This window comes from Micromonospora sp. MA102 (genome assembly GCF_025460765.1).
GTDB classification, from domain to species: Bacteria; Actinomycetota; Actinomycetes; order Mycobacteriales; family Micromonosporaceae; genus Micromonospora; species Micromonospora halotolerans.
This window is the reverse complement of record NZ_JAMWEG010000005.1, coordinates 327387-343113: the sequence shown is the minus strand read 5'-3', so window position 1 is coordinate 343113 and position 15727 is coordinate 327387. Positions and strand designations below refer to the sequence as shown.

Sequence of the window (15727 nt, the reverse complement as noted above, 5' to 3'; positions counted from 1 at the left end):
CGGCCGCCGCCGGGACTGACCAGCGGGTCAGCGTGGAGAAATGGGGACAACCCGCACACCGGGCCGACCGGGGTCGTCACGAACACTTGACCGCGTGTCGCAATCCCCGTACCGTCACGCTCCGTAGCGATAGCTGGGAGAACCCCGAGCAGCACTGGGAGTGTCCGAATGCCCTCTGAATACGCCAAGTCGCTGGGCGCCCGCCTGCGCTCCATCCGCCAGCAGCAGGGCCTGTCCCTGCAGGGGGTGGAGGAGAAGTCGAACGGGCGGTGGAAGGCCGTGGTGGTCGGCTCGTACGAGCGCGGCGACCGCGCCGTCACCGTGTCCCGCCTGGCGGAGCTGGCCGACTTCTACCGAGTTCCCGTCTCGGAGCTGCTGCCCGACGGCAGCGGGGTGCGCCACGAGCCCACCAGCAAGATCGTTCTGGATCTGGAGCGGCTCTACGACGAGGCCTCCGAGGACCTGGCCTACGTCGCCCGGTACGCCCGCGCCATCCAGCAGCAGCGCGGCGACTACAACGGCCGCGTGCTCTCCATCCGCGCCGACGACCTGCGCGCCCTCGCGATCGTCTACGACGCCTCGCCGTCGGGTCTGATCGAGCGGCTCACCGAGCACGGTGTGCTCGTCGCCGACCCCCGCGCGTTCTTCGCGTCCTGACCCAAGCACGACGAAGGGCCCGCGCCGTCCGGCGCGGGCCCTTTTCTTGTCCTGTCGAAGCCTCAGCGGGTGGCGTACTCGGCGATGCGGCCGAGGATGCCGTTGAGGAAGCGCGGCGAGTCGTCGGTGGACATCTGCCGGGCCAGCTCGACGGCCTCGCTGATCGCCACGGCGTCGTCGATCTCGTCGACGTAGAGCAGCTCGTAGACCGCGATCCGGGCCAGGTTGCGGTCGACCGCCGGCATCCGGTCCAGCGTCCAGCCCTCGGCGTAGCTGGCGATCACCTCGTCGATCCGGTCCAGGTGCGCGGCCACGCCCTCGACCAGGCCGACCGCGTAACCGACGTGCTCCGGTCGGGGCTTCTCGATCCGCTCCAGGTAGCCGGCGAGCACCTCGACGGGCGGCCGGTCCCGCAGGTCGGCCTCGAAGAGCACGTCCAGCGCCCGCTTGCGCGCCTTGCGGCGCGCCGGCATCTGCTGCTTGGGACCCTCGGCCATCAGGCTCGGCCGAGGTAACGGCCGTCGCGGGTGTCGACCTTGATCTTCTCGCCGGTGGTGATGAACAGCGGCACCTGGACGGTGGCGCCGGTCTCGACGGTCGCCGGCTTGTTGCCGCCGGTCGACCGGTCGCCCTGCAGACCCGGCTCGGTGTAGGTGATCTCGAGCACGACGGAGGTCGGCAGCTCGATGTAGAGCGGCAGGCCCTCGTGGGTGGCGACGGTGGCCTCGGCCTCCGGGAGGAGGTAGTTGGCCGCCTCGCCGACGGTGCCGCCGGGGACGGTGATCTGGTCGAACGTCTCCAGGTCCATGAAGACGTAGTCCTCGCCGTCGGCGTAGAGGTACTGCATGGTGCGCTTGTCGACGGTGGCGGTCTCGACCTTGGTGCCCGCGTTGAAGGTCTTGTCGACCACCTTGCCGGACAGCACGTTCTTCAGCGTGGTACGCACGAACGCACCGCCCTTACCGGGCTTGACGTGCTGGAACTCGACGACGGCCCACAGCTCGCCGTCGAGGTTGAGAACCAGGCCGTTCTTGAGGTCGTTGGTGGAGGCCATTTCCTGCCTTGATCTTCAATTGGCGGACAGACCCACGAAGTCTACTAGCTGTGTCGAACCGGGGCCGCCGCGCTGCGCGCCACCCCGGCGGCCGCCCCGCGCGACGCCCCCGGGCGACGTGCCGAACGTCACGCGCCGCGGGTCGCCAGGTGGCGCAGGGCCAGCCGGTAACCGTCCACGCCCAGCCCGCAGATCACCCCGGTGGCCACCGCGGAGACCACCGAATGGTGCCGGAACTCCTCGCGGGCGTGGATGTTGGAGATGTGCACCTCGACCAGCGGGCCGCGCAGCAGGGCGCAGGCATCCCGGACCGCGATCGAGTAGTGCGACCAGGCGGCCGGGTTGAGCACCACGGCCGCGCCCTCGTCGGCGGCCGCGTGCAGCCAGCCCAGCAGCTCGTGCTCGGCGTCGGTCTGCCGGACCACCACGTCCAGCCCCAGCTCGCGGCCGGTCTCCTCGCACATGGTCACCAGGTCGGCGTAGCTGGTGACCCCGTAGACCTCGACCTGGCGGGTGCCGAGCCGGCCCAGGTTCGGCCCGTTGAGCACGTAGACCCTCACGAGCTGATCTCCTCGTACGCCCGCGCCAGCAGCTCGTCCGGCGGCCCCTCCAGGATCGCCGGGCGGGCCAGGCCGTCCAGCACCACGAAGCGCAGCCGGCTGCCCCGGGCCTTCTTGTCCACCCGCATGGCGGCCAGCAGCTCCGGCCAGGCGTCGGCCCGGTAGCCGGTGGGCAGGCCGAGCGCCGCCACCACGGCCCGGTGCCGCTCCGCGGTGGCCGCGTCCAGCCGCCCGGCCAGCCGCGCCAGGGTGGCCGCGTAGACCAGGCCCACGGCGACGGCGTGCCCGTGCCGCCAGCGGTAGCCCTCCACCTTCTCGATCGCGTGGGCCAGCGTGTGCCCGTAGTTGAGCACCTCACGCACCCCGGACTCGCGCAGGTCACCGGAGACCACGTCCGCCTTGACCCGCACCGCCCGCTCGATCAGCTCGCGGGTCACCGGCCCGGTCGGGTCCAGCGCGGCGGCGCGGTCCCGCTCCACCAGGTCGAGGATCACCGGGTCGGCGATGAACCCGCACTTGACCACCTCGGCCATCCCGGCGGCCAGGTCGGCCGGCGGCAGGCTGTCCAGCGTCGCGAGGTCGCAGATCACCCCGGCCGGCGGGTGGAAGGCGCCGACCAGGTTCTTGCCGGCCGCCGTGTTGATCCCCGTCTTGCCGCCGACGGCGGCGTCGACCATGCCGAGCAGGGAGGTCGCCACCGGCACCCAGCGCACCCCGCGCAGCCAGGTGGCCGCCACGAACCCGGCCAGGTCGGTGACCGCGCCGCCGCCCACCCCGACCACCGCGTCGCTGCGGGTGAAGCCCGCCTCGCCGAGCCGGTCCCAGCATGCCGCGGCCACGTCGACGTGCTTGCCCGCCTCGGCGTCCGGCACCTCGATGAGCAGCGGGGTCACCCCGCCTTCGCGCACCCGCCCGGCCAGCTCCTCGGCCAGCCCTTTGAGCGGCGGCGCGTGCAGGAAGGCCACCCGCTCGGCGTCGGGCAGCAGCCGGGGCGGCGGGTCCAACAGGTCGCGTCCCACCAGCACGTCGTACGGTCGGTCGCCGCCGACCGGGATCCGGGTCACCTCGTCCATCGCGGGCAGCCTAGTCGAGCCGGCGGCGTCGGGGCGGCGACTGTCCACTCCGTGGCCGATCCGCCGTCCCCGACGTTTGACCGGACAGGAGCGGGCAGTAACGGGGGGACGAGACCCCCGACGGCGGAGGTGCAGGCATGACCCGACCAACCATCGACGGCGCGGACATCCGGGTGCCGGCGACGATCCTCGGCGTGGGCCTCGGCGGCTTCGTCGACGGCATCCTGCTCCACCAGGTGCTCCAGTGGCACCACATGCTGAGCAGCACGAACACCGACCGGATCGGGGTCAGGTACTACCCGGTGGACACCGTGGCCGGGCTCAGGATGAACACGCTCTGGGACGGGCTGTTCCACACGGCCACCTGGGTGGCGGTGCTGACCGGCCTGGCCCTGCTCTACGCCCGGGTCACCCGGTCCCGCGGGCGGCTGTGGCGCTCCCCCGCGCTGTGGGGCTGGGCCCTGGTCGGCTGGGGCCTGTTCAACCTGGTCGAAGGGATCGTCGACCATCAGATCCTCGGCATCCACCACGTGCGCGGTGGCCCGCACCAGCTCTGGTGGGACCTCGGCTTCCTGGCCCTCGGTGTGGTCCTCGTCGTGATCGGCTGGGCGGTGCAGCGGCGCGCCTCGACCGTCGACCTCTGCGGGCCGGAGCCGCGGTGAGCCTCGCCCACGCCGGGCACGCCGCCGGCGGCTTCCCGGCCGCCGCGCTCGTACCCCCGGTCCTGTTCTGGGTCTACCTGGCGGCGGCCCTGCGGCAGCGGGACCCGGGCCGGCCCGGGTGGGACCACCGGCGGACGGCGAGCTTCGGCCTCGGCGCGGCGCTGCTCGCCGCCGGCCTGCTGCTCACCGCCGCCGACCTGCCCGGGCACATGGCGCAGCACCTGGTGCTCGGCATGCTGGCGCCGCTGGCCCTGGTGCTCGGCGCACCCGGCACGCTGGCCCTGCGGACGGTGGACCGGCGGGCCGGTCGCGCGGCGCTGCGGCTGCTGCGCCACCCGGCCCTCCAGGTGCTCGCCCACCCGGTGACCGGGCTGCTGCTCACCGCGGGCGGGCTCTGGCTGCTGTACCTCACCCCGCTGTACCGGGCCACCCTGACCCACCCGGCGCTGCACGGGCTGGTGCTGCTGCACTTCGTGCTCAGCGGCTACCTGTTCACCTGGTCGATCGCCGGGCCGGATCCCGGCCCGCACCGGCCCCGGGTCCCGGTCCGGCTGGTCGTGCTCGGGTTGGGCGTGGCGGCGCACGCCGTGCTCGCCCAGCTCCTCTACGCCGGGCTGCTCGTGGACGTGCCGGCGACCGGGGACGAGCTGCGGGCCGGCGCGACGGTCATGTACTACGGCGGCGACCTGGCCGAGATCCTGCTGGCCCTCGCCCTGCTGGTCACCTGGCGGCCGGAGCGGGCGCCCCGGCCCGTGGCGGTCAGGGCTTGAGCAGGGCCGCGATCTCGGTCGCGATCTCCTCCGGGGTACGCCCGTCGGTCAGCACCGTCGCGGTGGCCACCTCGGCGTAGAGCGGGCGGCGCTGCTCCATGAGGTGCCGGAGGGTGGCGCGCGGGTTCAGCGCCAGCAGCGGCCGGCCGGCCCCCAGGCCGATCCGCTTCACGGCGTCGGACAGCTCCACCGACAGGTGCACCACGGTGTGCCCGACCAGCGCGGCGCGGTTCTCCTCGGCCAGGACCGCGCCGCCGCCGAGGGCGAGCACGCCCGCGTGTGAGGCCAGTCCCGCCGCCACCGCGGCCCGTTCGAGGGTACGGAAGTGCTCCTCCCCCTCGTCCACGAAGATCTCCGGGATCGGCTTGCCGGCGAGCTGCTCGATGTCGCCGTCGGTGTCCCGGAACCCGACGCCGAGCGCCGCCGCGAGCGCGCGCCCCACCGTGGTCTTGCCGGAGCCGGGCGCCCCGACCAGCACGCAGACCGGCCGGGTGCTCACTTGATGACCAGGGCGTCGAGGTAACCGGACAGGTTGCGGCGCATCTCGGCGACCGAGTCGCCGCCGAACTTCTCCACGGCCGCCTCCGCCAGCACCAGGGCCACCATGGCCTCGGCCACCACGGCCGCGGCCGGCACCGCGCACACGTCCGAGCGCTGGTTGATGGCGGTGGCCGGCTCGCCGGTGAGCACGTCGACCGTGGACAGCGCCCGGTTCAGCGAGGAGATCGGCTTCATGGCCGCCTTCACCCGCAGCGGCTCGCCGGTGGTGATGCCGCCCTCCAGCCCGCCGGCCCGGTCGGTCACCCGGCGCACCCCGGTGGCGGTCGGCAGGATCTCGTCGTGCGCCTCGGAGCCGCGCGAGCGCGCCTGCGTCCAACCGTCGCCGATCTCCACGCCCTTGATGGCCTGGATCGACATCAGCGCGGTGGCCAGCCGGGCGTCGAGCTTGCGGTCCCACTGCACGTGGCTGCCCAGGCCCGGTGGCACCCCGTACGCCAGCACCTCGACCACGCCGCCGAGCGTGTCGGCCGCCTTCTTGGCGGCGTCGACCTCGGCGACCATCCGGGCGCTCGCCTCCGGGTCGAGGCAGCGCAGCGGGTCGGCGTCGATCCGGGCGGCGTCGGACGGGGTCGGGCGCAGGCCGGGCTTGACGCCGATCGGACCGAGCTCCACCACGTGGGAGACGATCTCGACGCCGAGGGCCTGCTGCACCAGGGCCTTGGCGATCGTGCCCACGGCGACCCGAGCGGCGGTCTCCCGGGCGCTGGCCCGCTCCAGGATCGGCCGGGCGTCGGTGTGGCCGTACTTCTGCATGCCGGCCAGGTCGGCGTGGCCGGGGCGGGGGCGGGTGAGCGGGAGGTTGCGGGCCTGCCCGGCCAGCTCCTCCGCGTCGACCGGGTCGGCGGCCATCACGGTGCGCCACTTCGGCCACTCCGAGTTGCCCACCCGGATGGCCACCGGGCTGCCGAGCGTCACGCCGTGCCGGAGCCCGCCGATGACCTCGACCTCGTCCTGCTCGAAGGACATCCGGGCGCCCCGGCCGTAGCCGAGCCGGCGCCGGGCCAGCTCGCCGGAGATTTCCGCGGTGGTCACCTCGATGCCGGCGGGCACCCCCTCCAGCAGCGCGACGAGGGCGGGTCCGTGCGATTCACCTGCAGTCAGCCAGCGCAACACAGCGGTCAGTCTGTCACGCCCGGTGTCCAGCGGATCGTCCCGCCCGCCGCGTCCCGCCCTGCGGACGCGGCCGTCCGCCCGGCGGGCGGTGACCGCGCGGTCAGGCCTCCGCGCGGGCCCCGGCCAGCGCGGCGCGCATCGCGTCGCGGGGCGCGGACACGCCGGTGAACTGCTCGAACTGGCCGACCGCCTGGGCCAGCAACAGGTCCAGCCCGGAGACCACCCGGCAGCCGGCGGCGACCGCCGCCGCGGCGAGCGGTGTGGGCCACGGGTCGTAGACCACGTCGAAGAAGACCGTCCCGGGCCGCCAGTCGAAGTTGTCCGCGAGCGGGTCGGCCACGCCCTTCGGCACCGTGGAGACCACGAGGTCGGCCCGGGCGTGCGCCGGGGCGCCGTCCCAGGGCGCGCCGGCCAGCGGAACGCCGACCGCCTCGGCCGTCGAGCCCAGCTCCCGCACCGCCTCCGGCCGCCGCGCCACCACTGTCACCTCGGCCGCGCCGATCCGGGCCGCCGCCGCGATGGCCGCCCGGGCGGTGCCGCCCGCGCCCAGCACGGTGACCGTGGCACCGGCCGCGCAGCCGGCGCCGGTGAGCACGTCGACCATGCCCGCGACGTCGGTGTTGTCGGCGTACCAGGTGCCGTCCGGCCGGCGTACCAACGTGTTGGCGGCGCCGACCGCGGCGGCGATCGGCGAGGCCTCGTCGGCCACCGCGAGCGCCGCCTCCTTGCCCGGCATGGTGACCGACAGGCCGGCCCACTCCGGGCCGAGGCCCGCGACCAGGCCGGCCAGCTCGTCGGCCGCGCACTCGATCCGGGTGTACGACCACCCGGTCAGCCCGGCCGCCGCGTACCCGGCGTTGTGGATCACCGGGGAGAGCGAGTGGGCGATCGGCCGGCCGACCACGGCGGCCTTCATCAGGTGCAGTTCTCCCCGGTGAGCACCTTGTTGTCGCACATCTGCCGCTGCAGCTTGCGGAAGTCGGCGTCGTTCGAGCCGTAGCCCATGGTGCCCTTCTGGTCCACCGTCATGAAGAAGATCCAGTCGCCGGGCGGCGGCTCCAGGGCGCCCTTGAGCGCGGCCTCACCCGGGTTGCTGATCGGGGTGATCGGCAGGCCGGCGACGTTGTGCGTGTTGTACGGGTTCTTCAGGTCGTTGATCTCGCTCTGCAGCAGGTCGTCGGAGTCCTTCGGGTCCTTGCCCTGCAGGCGGAAGTAGTAGTTGATGCCGCTGTCGATGCCGAGGCACTTGCAGCCGATCTTGCCGGCGTAGACCCGGTTGTAGATCACCCGGGAGACCTTCGGCAGGTCCACCGCGTTGACCGACTCGGCCTCGGCGATCGAGGCGGTGATCAGCGCCTCGTACGGCGAGATCTTCCGCTCCTTCTGCGCCCGGTCGACGAAGTCGAGCTGCTGGGCCACGGTCAGGAACTGGTCCACCATCATCGACAGGATCTGCTCGGCGGTCGCCTTCGGCGGGATCTCGTAGGTGGACGGGTAGAGGAAGCCCTCGATGCTCTTCGGGCCCTTCTTGCCGTCTTCCCGGTTGAACCAGAAGGCGGGCACGCCCAGCTTGACCGGGTCCTTCGCGGCGGTCTGGAAGTCCTTGACCGGGATCTTGGTCTGCTTGGAGAGGATCTGGTAGATGTTCACGCTGATCGTGCCCTCGGGGATGGTCACCCCGTTGACCACCCGGCTCTTCGGGTCGAGCATCAGCGTGATCACGTCCGCGGCCTTCATCTGCTTGCGGACCTTGTAGCGGCCGACCTGGATGTTCTTGCTGCGCGAGTTCGCGTCGGCGGCCTCGATGAACGCCTTGGTGCTCTTCACCACGCCGGCGTCGTAGAGGGTGATCCCCATGTCGGTGAGGGTGTCGCCGGCCTTCACCTCGATCAGCACCTCGCCCGTGCCCGGCCCGTCGTAGTCCGGGGTGACGAAGTGGTTGCGGATCCGGTCGAAGCCTACGTACGCGCCGCCGCCGATGCCGCCCAGCAGCACGATCGCCATCAGCAGGGCGAAGATGGTCTTGCCCCGGCCGCCACCCGAACCACCGTTGCGCTTGCGCACGGCGCTGCGCCGGTGCCGGCCCTTCTCCCCCCTCTCCGCCTCGTCGAACCCCAGATCAAGATCGTCGATCATTGCGTCCGCCTCCGCTGCGCGTCCAGCCAGCTCTGCAGAATCTCCACCGCGGCGGCCTGGTCGACCACCGCCCGTTGGCGCTTTCCCCGGACGCCCCGTTCGGCCAGCCTACGACTCGCGACCACGGTCGACATCCTCTCGTCCGTCAGCGTCACCGGAATCGACCCCATTACATCGGCCAACCGGGCAGCGTACGCTGAGACGTTCGCCGCCGCGGGACCATGCTTTCCGGCGAGGTTGACCGGCAGGCCGACGACGATCTCGACCGCCTCGTGCTCCGCGGCCAGCCGGACCAGCTCGGCGATGTCGGTGGGCACCGCGTCCGGGCCGGTCGTCAGATCGCGGGCCAGGGTGACCAGCGGGGTGGCCAGGACGCCGTGCGGATCGGAACGAGCCACCCCGACCCGGACCTGGCCGACGTCGACGCCGAGCCGGACACCACGGGACAGTTCAGCCATCTACCGGACACTTCCCCTCCGGTACGGGCCAGGGCGGACCCGGCGGCCCGCCCTGGCTTCCATCGGTGCGCACATCAGACGTCGGCGATCGCCTTCTCCACGGTGGCCAGCAGGTTCGGCGCCTCCGCGGCGGGCAGGCCGCCGCCCTGAGCGAGGTCGTCGCTGCCACCGCCGCGACCCGAGAAGGCCGCCTTCACCAGGTCCTTCGCGGTCAGGCCCCGGCCGCGCGCGGCCTGGTTCACGGCCACCACCAGGGACGCCTTGCCGTTCGCCCGGGCCGCCACCGCCACCACGGCCGGGCGGACCGGGTCGATCCGGCCCCGGATCTCCTGGGCCAGGGTCCGCACGTCGTTGCCGGCCGCGCCCTCGGGCGCCTCGGTGCCGACGTACGCGACGCCGCGGACGTCCTTCGCCTGCGCCGCCAGAGCCGCGGCCCCGCCGAGCACTAGCTGGGCGCGGAGCTTCTCCAGCTCCTTCTCCGCGTCGCGGAGCTGCGTGACGGTCTGCTCCACCCGGTCGGCGACCTGGTCACCCGGCACCCGGAACAGCTCGGCGAGCCGGGACACCAGCAGGTGCTCGCGGGCCAGGAAGCCGAAGGCGTCCATGCCGACCAGCGCCTCGATCCGGCGCACCCCGGAACCCACCGACGCCTCGGAGAGGATCTTGACGAGGCCCAGCTGGGCCGAGCGGGCCACGTGCGTGCCCCCGCACAGCTCTCGGGCGTAGTCGCCGACCTCGACGACCCGGACCCGCTCGCCGTACTTCTCGCCGAACAGCGCCATGGCGCCGATCCGGCGCGCCTCCTCCTGGCTGGTGATGAAGGCGTGCACCTCCAGGTCGGCCAGGAGCACCTCGTTGACCTGCTGCTCCACGTCGTGCAGCACGCTCGGCGCCACCCCCGTCGGGGTGTTGAAGTCGAACCGCAGCCGGCCCGGCGCATTCAGCGAACCCGCCTGGGTGGCCGACTCGCCGAGGAAGTTGCGCATGGTCTGGTGCACCAGGTGGGTGGCCGTGTGCGAACGGGAGATGGCCCGCCGCCGGGACACGTCGATCTCGGCGTAGCCGGTCTCGCCGGCGCGCACCTCACCGCGGAGCACCTTGGCCCGGTGCACGATCAACCCCGGCACCGGCTGCTGCACGTCGAAGACCTCGAGCTGGCCGCCGCCGACCGTGATCAGGCCCTGGTCGGGCTGCTGGCCGCCGCCCTCCGCGTAGAACGGCGTGGTGTCGAGCACCAGCTCGATCGTGTCGCCCTCGACCGCCGCGGCCACCTGGGCGCCGCCGGCCAGCAGCGCCCGCACCCGGGACTCCCGGGTCAGCTCGGTGTAGCCGGTGAACTCCACCGCCCCGCCGCCGTCGAGCACCGACCGGTACGCCGACACGTCGGTGTGCCCGGTCTTGCGCGCCTGCGCGTCGGCCTTGGCCCGGCTGCGCTGGTCGGCCATCAGCCGGCGGAAGCCCTCCGCGTCGACCTGGAGGCCCTGCTCCGCCGCGATCTCCAGCGTCAGGTCGATCGGGAAGCCGTACGTGTCGTGCAGCTGGAACGCCTTGTCACCGGAGATCGACGCCTGCCCGGCCGACTTGGTCTCCGCGATGGCGGTGTCCAGGATCGTGGTGCCCGCCCGCAGGGTGGCGAGGAAGGCGTCCTCCTCGGCGTACGCGTACTGGGAGATCCGGCCGAAGTCCTCGGCCAGCTCCGGGTAGGACGGGGCCATGCAGTCCCGGGCCACCGGCAGCAGCTCGGGCAGCGCCCGGTCCTGGTAACCGAGGAGGCGGACCGCGCGGATGGCCCGGCGCATGATCCGGCGCAGCACGTAGCCGCGGCCCTCGTTCGACGGGGTCACCCCGTCGCCGATCAGCATGAGCGCCGTGCGCACGTGGTCGGCAATCACCCGCAGCCGCACGTCGTCCGGGTGCGACTCGCTGGCCACGTGGCCGGAGTGCGCGCCGTAACGCTTGCCGGTCAGCTCGGCGGCCCGGGCCAGGATCGGCCGGACCTCGTCGATCTCGTAGAGGTTGTCGACGCCCTGGAGGATGGAGGCCATCCGCTCCAGGCCCATGCCCGTGTCGATGTTCTTCGCCGGCAGCTCACCGAGGATCGGGTAGTCCTCCTTGCCGGTGCCCGGCCCCCGCTCGAACTGCATGAAGACGAGGTTCCAGAACTCCATGTAGCGGTCCTCGTCGACCGCCGGGCCGCCCTCGCGGCCGTACTCCGGGCCGCGGTCGTAGAACAGCTCCGAGCACGGGCCGCACGGGCCGGGGATGCCCATCGACCAGAAGTTGTCCGCCTTGCCCCGGCGGACGATCCGCTCGGCGGGCACGCCGACCGACCGCCAGAGCTGGAACGCCTCGTCGTCGTCCAGGTAGACCGTCGGCCAGATCCGCTCCGGGTCCAGCCCGAAGCCGCCCGCCTCGACCGGCTTGGTGACCAGGTCCCAGGCCAGCGGGATGGCGCCGTCCTTGAAGTAGTCGCCGAAGGAGAAGTTGCCGTTCATCTGGAAGAACGTGCCGTGCCGGCTGGTCTTGCCGACCTCGTCGATGTCCGGCGTCCGGATGCACTTCTGCACGCTGACCGCACGCCGGTACGGCGGGGTCTGCTGGCCCAGGAAGTAGGGGACGAACTGCACCATGCCGGCGTTGACGAACAGCAGGTTCGGGTCGCTGATGGCGGGCAGCGGAGCGGACGGCACCACGGCGTGGCCGTTGGCCTCGAAGTGGGCGAGGTACCGCCGCTTGATCTCCGCCGTCTTCATCGCTGGTGCTCCTCCGGGAAAATCTCTCGGTCACCGATCCGCGGGTCCTCCCGCAGCTCGGCGAACTCGTCGTCGTACGCCTCGCCGCGGGCGAAGGCCTCGTGAATCTCCTGCTCGCGCTCGGCCATCCCGGCCCGGACGTCGTCCACGAAGCTGCGGACCGACTCGACGAGACCGCCGGCCGACTCGGACAGCCCGCTGGCGATCCCCGCCGGCGTGTACGCCTGCGCGGTCCGGGTGGCCTTGCGGACCACCAGCACGCCCACGGCCAGGCCGATGCCCAGCCAGAACAACCGCCTCATGCTCTCATCCTCCCGCTGTTCGCCGGCCGGGTCAGCGGTTGCCGCGCCTGGCGGCCCGGCGCTGCTGCTTGATGGTGTCGCGCACCTCGCGCTCGGTCTCGGCGTGCCGGCGCGCGGCGGCGGCCTTGCGTACGCCGTAGCCGAACGCGGCGACCTTGACCAGCGGGTTCGCGGCGGCGGCGGAGACCACGGCGGCCAGGTTCGCGACGTTCGCGGTGACGTTCTGCGCGTGGGTGGTCATGGTGTCCACCTTGGCCAGCTGCAGGTTGACCCCGTCGAGGGAGGTCTGCACCTGCTCCAGGGCCGTGTTGACGTTCTTCACGGTGGTGTTCACGTCACCGAGCAGCGGCGCCGTGCGGTCGTTCAGGTCGGCGATCATGCGGGTCGTCGCGTCGACGGTGTGCCGCAGCCGCAGGATGGGCACCGCCAGCACGAGCACCAGCATCAGGAACGCGCCGGCCGCGATCAGCGCAGCGATCTCTCCACCACTCACGCCCATGTCCTCCTCAAGCAGTGTCCCGGGACCCGACGCCCCGGGACGCGCGACCGTACCTGGCCGGTCCGTCGCACGCCGACCCGTGACCGGTCAACGGGGCGGACGGGCCCCGCCAGCCCCAGACCCTACCGTCCGTGATGGAAACCGGCTCACGACGGTGAGGGTGCCGGCTCACCGAGCGGGTCGTCGGTGAGGGTCGGGTACGGGTCCTCGCCGGTGAGTGACGGATCGGTGGTCGGCTGCGGCCCGGTCCGCTCGTCGTCGATCGCGTTGCGCACCTTCACCGACACCAACGAGCCGGTGCACTCCCCCGCTGCGGGCGCGGGCACCGGAGACGGCGCCGGCTCGCCCGCCACGGCTGGCGGCACGCAGGTGGGCTCGCGCACCCAGAGGTCGAGGGTCAGTTCGTCCCGGCGCCAGCAGGTGTAGCTGCCCTTGACCTTCTGCTCCGGGCAGCGGTCCACCTTCCACCGCTGCCAGCCGTCCTGGGACAGCGCCGCCTCGTAGGCCTGCGCGGTCTCCTTCCAGGCCTTCTGCGACTCGACGGTGCGTTCCCGCAGCCGGCAGTCCTGGAGGCACCAGCGGCTGCCGCTGACGTTGTCCACCGTCTTCGTCGCCGCCCAGGACGGCACGCTCAACGCGTCGAGGGTGTCGAAGACCGGGTCGTGGCTCAGCGTGCGCAGCCCGAAGAAGAGCGGCAACGCGCCGAGCAGCACCACGCTGACCAGGGCGAGGATGCCCATCCGCAGCCGCCGCCGCTCGCGCATCTGCCGGCGTAGCTCCGAGCGGGCGCCCCGCAGGCCGCCCGCCGAGTCGTCGGCGTCCCCCGGCGCGGTCTCGGCCCGGCGCAGCGCCGGTCCGGCGCCGTCCTCCGGGCCCGGCCGCGCCTCCGCCGGGTGCACGACCGCGGCGGCCCGCGCCACCGCCGGCTCCCCGGGGGGTACGACCGCGGCCGCCCGTGCCACCGCCGGCGCGCCGGGCCCCTGCGGTACGGCGCCCGGGCCACCCGTTCCGGGCCGGGTGGGCTCCGGCGCGAGCGGGTTCGCCCGGCCGGCCGGCCGCTCGTCCGGCCCCGCGGGGCGGGCCACCGAGGCGGCCGCCCGGGCCACCGGGGGGCCACCGGCCGCGGCGCGCGGCTCGCCGGCCGGGACTCCGCCGTCCGGGCGGGCCGCGCCCCTGGCGGGACCGCGTGCGTCGCCGGCCGCGAAGCCACCGGTACGGGACGGGTCGCCGGCCGGACCGCGCCCGCCGGGACGGTCGCCGGTCGGCAGGCCGCCGGTGCGCGCCGGGTCACCACCGGCGGGGACACCGCCGGTGCGGCCGGGATCGCCACCCCGGCCTCGTCCGCCGACCGGCACACCGCCGGACCGGGCCGGATCACCGCCGGCCGGGAAACCGCCCGTGCGGGCCGGATCACCGCCGGCGGGGAAACCGCCCGTGCGGGCCGGATCGTCGGCGGGCGGGCGCCCGCCGGGCCGGGGGCCACCGGGCGGCAGGCCGCCGGTGCCGTCGCTGTCCGGCCGGGCGGCGCCACGGGCACCGTCGCCGGGAGCGGCCGGGCCGGCGGGCCGGGCCGGGCCCCGGGTGGGGCCGGCCTGGTCGGGCTTCAGGGGCGGCACCGCCGCGCCGACGCGGCCGGTCGCGCCACGGTCGGGGGCGGTCGGGCCACCGCGCCGGGTGGCGGCCGGCTCGTCCACCGGGGGCCCGCCGGGGCGGCGGACCGCCGGCATGGCGGGGTCGCTGTGCGAGGTGCGGCCGGCCTGGCGCAGCCAGTCGGCGGGACGGTCGGGACGCTGCGGGCGCGGCTCGTCGGCGGCGTCGTGGGCCGCGCGGCGCGGGGCCGGACCGCCGCCGGTGGCACCGGGTCCACCCGGCCCGTCGGCGGCGGCGCGGCGGCCGGACGCGGGCGGGGCGTCGTCGGGGGCACGGTGGCCGGACGCGGTCGCCGGGCTGTCGGGAGCCGCACGGCCGCCGGGCGCGGACGCCGGGACGGCACCGGCTCGCCGGCCGGTCGGTGGGACGTCGGCACCGGGCCGGGGGCCGGGTGCGGCGCCGGCCGTGGTGCGGCGCGGGGTCGGTGCGGCTCCGTCCGGCCGACGCTCGACGTCGGGACCGGCGCCGGGCACCTGCGGGGCGTTTCCGGTGCGCGGCACCATCGGGTGGTCCGGCTCCCCCGCGCGACGACGGCCAGCGCTCCGACCGGCGCCACCGTCCACGGTGGGCACGCCGGCGTTGGACGGCTCGGGGCGTTGCGGGGCGCGACCACGACGCGGCTCGGGCTCGCCCGGCTGCGGCCCGCCGGTCACCGGGTCGGTGGGCCGGCCGACGCCGGGCGCGGCGGCGCGCGCCGAGGGCACGCCGGTGCGGCCGGGATCCACGGCGGCCCGCCGGCCGGCACCGGAGACGGGCTGGACCGTGGGGTCGACCGGGCCCGCGGGGGCGCGCCGGCCGGCACCGGAGACGGGCTGGACCGTGGGGTCGGCCGGGCCCGCGGGGGCGCGCCGGCCGGTGGCGGGCGGAGCGCCGTCGGGCACGGCCCGCCGGTGACCGCCGGTGACCGGGGGGACGCCGGGAGCGAGGTCGGGTGCACCGCGACGGCCGGATGCGCCGCCCTCGGAGGCCGGCCGGCGACCGGCCCCGGAGACCGGGCGGACGCCGGGGTCGGCGCCGTCGGGCAGGGCCCGCCGGCCGCCGCCGGGGGCGGGCCCGACCGCCGGGTCGACGCCGCCCGGCCGGGGGCCGCCGGCCGGGCCGGCGGGCGCCTCGGCGCCGTGCCGGCCGCGCGGCGTGGGCGGAACCGCGTTCCGGGCGCCGTCGGGGCCGGGCCAGGCGGGGCCGGGATTCGGGCCACCGTGACCGCGGTCGGGGGCGGAACCGGCGCCCTGACCGGCGCGACCGGGAACCGGGCCGGCGGGGGGCGCGACGCGCGGGCCGGGCGGGCCGCTCATCCGACCGGGAGCCGGCGGCTGCTGACCGGTCGGCCCGTCCGGGCTCCGGCGGGGCGGGCGGGACGGTTCGCCGGGGCCACGGGTGGGCGCGGCGGGGCGCCGGGCCGGGTCCGGTGCGCCGGGCCAGGGACCGTCGACGGGGGGGCGGGGCGCCGCCGGATCGGGGCCGCCGGGGCGGGCGGGT

The 15727-nt window shown here is 74.8% G+C and carries 16 protein-coding genes; 3 read left to right on the top strand and 13 right to left on the bottom strand.

The window, feature by feature from the left end; genetic code table 11:
* The first annotated feature begins 168 nt into the window (after nucleotides 1-168).
* On the top strand, nucleotides 169-657 hold the full coding sequence (locus NFX44_RS13485; protein WP_013285505.1) for a transcriptional regulator: 489 nt from the start codon (nucleotides 169-171) through the stop codon (nucleotides 655-657).
* Nucleotides 658-719: 62 nt separating this feature from the next.
* Here NFX44_RS13485 and nusB read toward each other — a convergent pair whose 3' ends face one another.
* The 4 genes from nusB to aroB form a co-directional block, all read right to left on the bottom strand.
* Complete coding sequence (gene nusB, locus NFX44_RS13480) at nucleotides 720-1130, bottom strand: transcription antitermination factor NusB (protein WP_210406048.1); 411 nt, start codon at nucleotides 1128-1130, stop codon at nucleotides 720-722.
* A 23-nt stretch (nucleotides 1131-1153) separates the two neighbouring features.
* A complete protein-coding gene (gene efp / locus NFX44_RS13475; protein WP_151461581.1) occupies nucleotides 1154-1711 on the bottom strand; it encodes an elongation factor P in 558 nt (185 codons plus the stop codon).
* 128 nt (nucleotides 1712-1839) lie between these two features.
* Nucleotides 1840-2271: a type II 3-dehydroquinate dehydratase gene (gene aroQ, locus NFX44_RS13470; protein WP_262283859.1), complete on the bottom strand. Its 432-nt coding sequence runs from the start codon at nucleotides 2269-2271 to the stop codon at nucleotides 1840-1842.
* Nucleotides 2268-3344 (bottom strand): 3-dehydroquinate synthase, encoded by a 1077-nt coding sequence (gene aroB / locus NFX44_RS13465; protein ID WP_262283858.1) that lies wholly within the window; start codon nucleotides 3342-3344, stop codon nucleotides 2268-2270. The genes aroQ and aroB overlap by 4 nt, the downstream gene beginning before the upstream one ends.
* Nucleotides 3345-3481: 137 nt before the next feature.
* On the opposite strand from aroB, the gene NFX44_RS13460 reads away from it, so the two are divergent.
* Together NFX44_RS13460 and NFX44_RS13455 are read left to right on the top strand one after the other, a co-directional pair.
* Nucleotides 3482-4006 carry a DUF2243 domain-containing protein gene (locus NFX44_RS13460; RefSeq protein ID WP_262283857.1) on the top strand — a complete coding sequence of 175 codons (525 nt, stop codon included), beginning with the start codon at nucleotides 3482-3484 and terminating at the stop codon, nucleotides 4004-4006.
* Entirely contained in the window at nucleotides 4003-4776 is a 774-nt protein-coding gene (locus NFX44_RS13455) for a cytochrome c oxidase assembly protein (RefSeq protein WP_262283856.1), read from the top strand. Before NFX44_RS13460 ends, NFX44_RS13455 begins: the two co-directional genes overlap by 4 nt.
* On the opposite strand, the gene NFX44_RS13450 is transcribed toward NFX44_RS13455, so the two are convergent.
* From NFX44_RS13450 to NFX44_RS13410, 9 genes are all read right to left on the bottom strand, one after another.
* The gene (locus NFX44_RS13450; RefSeq protein WP_262283855.1) at nucleotides 4766-5275 is read right to left on the bottom strand and encodes a shikimate kinase; all 510 of its coding nucleotides are present in this window, start codon (nucleotides 5273-5275) and stop codon (nucleotides 4766-4768) included. The two genes, NFX44_RS13455 and NFX44_RS13450, sit on opposite strands and share 11 nt — an antisense overlap.
* Nucleotides 5272-6450, bottom strand: coding sequence for a chorismate synthase (gene aroC, locus NFX44_RS13445; RefSeq protein WP_262283854.1), 1179 nt, complete (start codon nucleotides 6448-6450; stop codon nucleotides 5272-5274). The genes NFX44_RS13450 and aroC overlap by 4 nt, the downstream gene beginning before the upstream one ends.
* A gap of 100 nt (nucleotides 6451-6550) precedes the next feature.
* Nucleotides 6551-7366 carry a shikimate dehydrogenase gene (locus tag NFX44_RS13440; protein ID WP_262283853.1) on the bottom strand — a complete coding sequence of 272 codons (816 nt, stop codon included), beginning with the start codon at nucleotides 7364-7366 and terminating at the stop codon, nucleotides 6551-6553.
* On the bottom strand, nucleotides 7366-8586 hold the full coding sequence (mltG, locus tag NFX44_RS13435) for an endolytic transglycosylase MltG (RefSeq protein ID WP_262283852.1): 1221 nt from the start codon (nucleotides 8584-8586) through the stop codon (nucleotides 7366-7368). The genes NFX44_RS13440 and mltG overlap by 1 nt, the downstream gene beginning before the upstream one ends.
* Entirely contained in the window at nucleotides 8583-9044 is a 462-nt protein-coding gene (gene ruvX / locus NFX44_RS13430; RefSeq protein WP_262283851.1) for a Holliday junction resolvase RuvX, read from the bottom strand. The genes mltG and ruvX overlap by 4 nt, the downstream gene beginning before the upstream one ends.
* Before the next feature lie 74 nt (nucleotides 9045-9118).
* Nucleotides 9119-11797, bottom strand: a complete 2679-nt coding sequence (alaS, locus tag NFX44_RS13425; RefSeq protein WP_262283850.1) for an alanine--tRNA ligase — start codon at nucleotides 11795-11797, stop codon at nucleotides 9119-9121.
* A complete protein-coding gene (locus tag NFX44_RS13420; RefSeq protein WP_262283849.1) occupies nucleotides 11794-12099 on the bottom strand; it encodes a DUF6167 family protein in 306 nt (101 codons plus the stop codon). The genes alaS and NFX44_RS13420 overlap by 4 nt, the downstream gene beginning before the upstream one ends.
* A 31-nt stretch (nucleotides 12100-12130) precedes the next feature.
* Nucleotides 12131-12592, bottom strand: coding sequence for a DUF948 domain-containing protein (locus tag NFX44_RS13415; protein WP_091321699.1), 462 nt, complete (start codon nucleotides 12590-12592; stop codon nucleotides 12131-12133).
* Nucleotides 12593-12744: 152 nt separating this feature from the next.
* Nucleotides 12745-13362 (bottom strand): hypothetical protein, encoded by a 618-nt coding sequence (locus NFX44_RS13410; RefSeq protein ID WP_262283939.1) that lies wholly within the window; start codon nucleotides 13360-13362, stop codon nucleotides 12745-12747.
* Nucleotides 13363-15727: the final 2365 nt, after the last annotated feature.

Bases quoted from the DNA above. Each gene is read 5' to 3' on its own strand.
- NFX44_RS13485 (WP_013285505.1), top strand. From the start codon at position 169: ATGCCCTCTGAATACGCCAAGTCGCTGGGCGCCCGCCTGCGCTCCATC.
- nusB (WP_210406048.1), bottom strand. From the start codon at position 1,130: ATGCCGGCGCGCCGCAAGGCGCGCAAGCGGGCGCTGGACGTGCTCTTC.
- efp (WP_151461581.1), bottom strand. From the start codon at position 1,711: ATGGCCTCCACCAACGACCTCAAGAACGGCCTGGTTCTCAACCTCGAC.
- aroB (WP_262283858.1), bottom strand. From the start codon at position 3,344: ATGGACGAGGTGACCCGGATCCCGGTCGGCGGCGACCGACCGTACGAC.
- NFX44_RS13460 (WP_262283857.1), top strand. From the start codon at position 3,482: ATGACCCGACCAACCATCGACGGCGCGGACATCCGGGTGCCGGCGACG.
- NFX44_RS13440 (WP_262283853.1), bottom strand. From the start codon at position 7,366: ATGAAGGCCGCCGTGGTCGGCCGGCCGATCGCCCACTCGCTCTCCCCG.
- mltG (WP_262283852.1), bottom strand. From the start codon at position 8,586: ATGATCGACGATCTTGATCTGGGGTTCGACGAGGCGGAGAGGGGGGAG.
- ruvX (WP_262283851.1), bottom strand. From the start codon at position 9,044: ATGGCTGAACTGTCCCGTGGTGTCCGGCTCGGCGTCGACGTCGGCCAG.
- alaS (WP_262283850.1), bottom strand. From the start codon at position 11,797: ATGAAGACGGCGGAGATCAAGCGGCGGTACCTCGCCCACTTCGAGGCC.
- NFX44_RS13420 (WP_262283849.1), bottom strand. From the start codon at position 12,099: ATGAGGCGGTTGTTCTGGCTGGGCATCGGCCTGGCCGTGGGCGTGCTG.
- NFX44_RS13410 (WP_262283939.1), bottom strand. From the start codon at position 13,362: ATGCGCGAGCGGCGGCGGCTGCGGATGGGCATCCTCGCCCTGGTCAGC.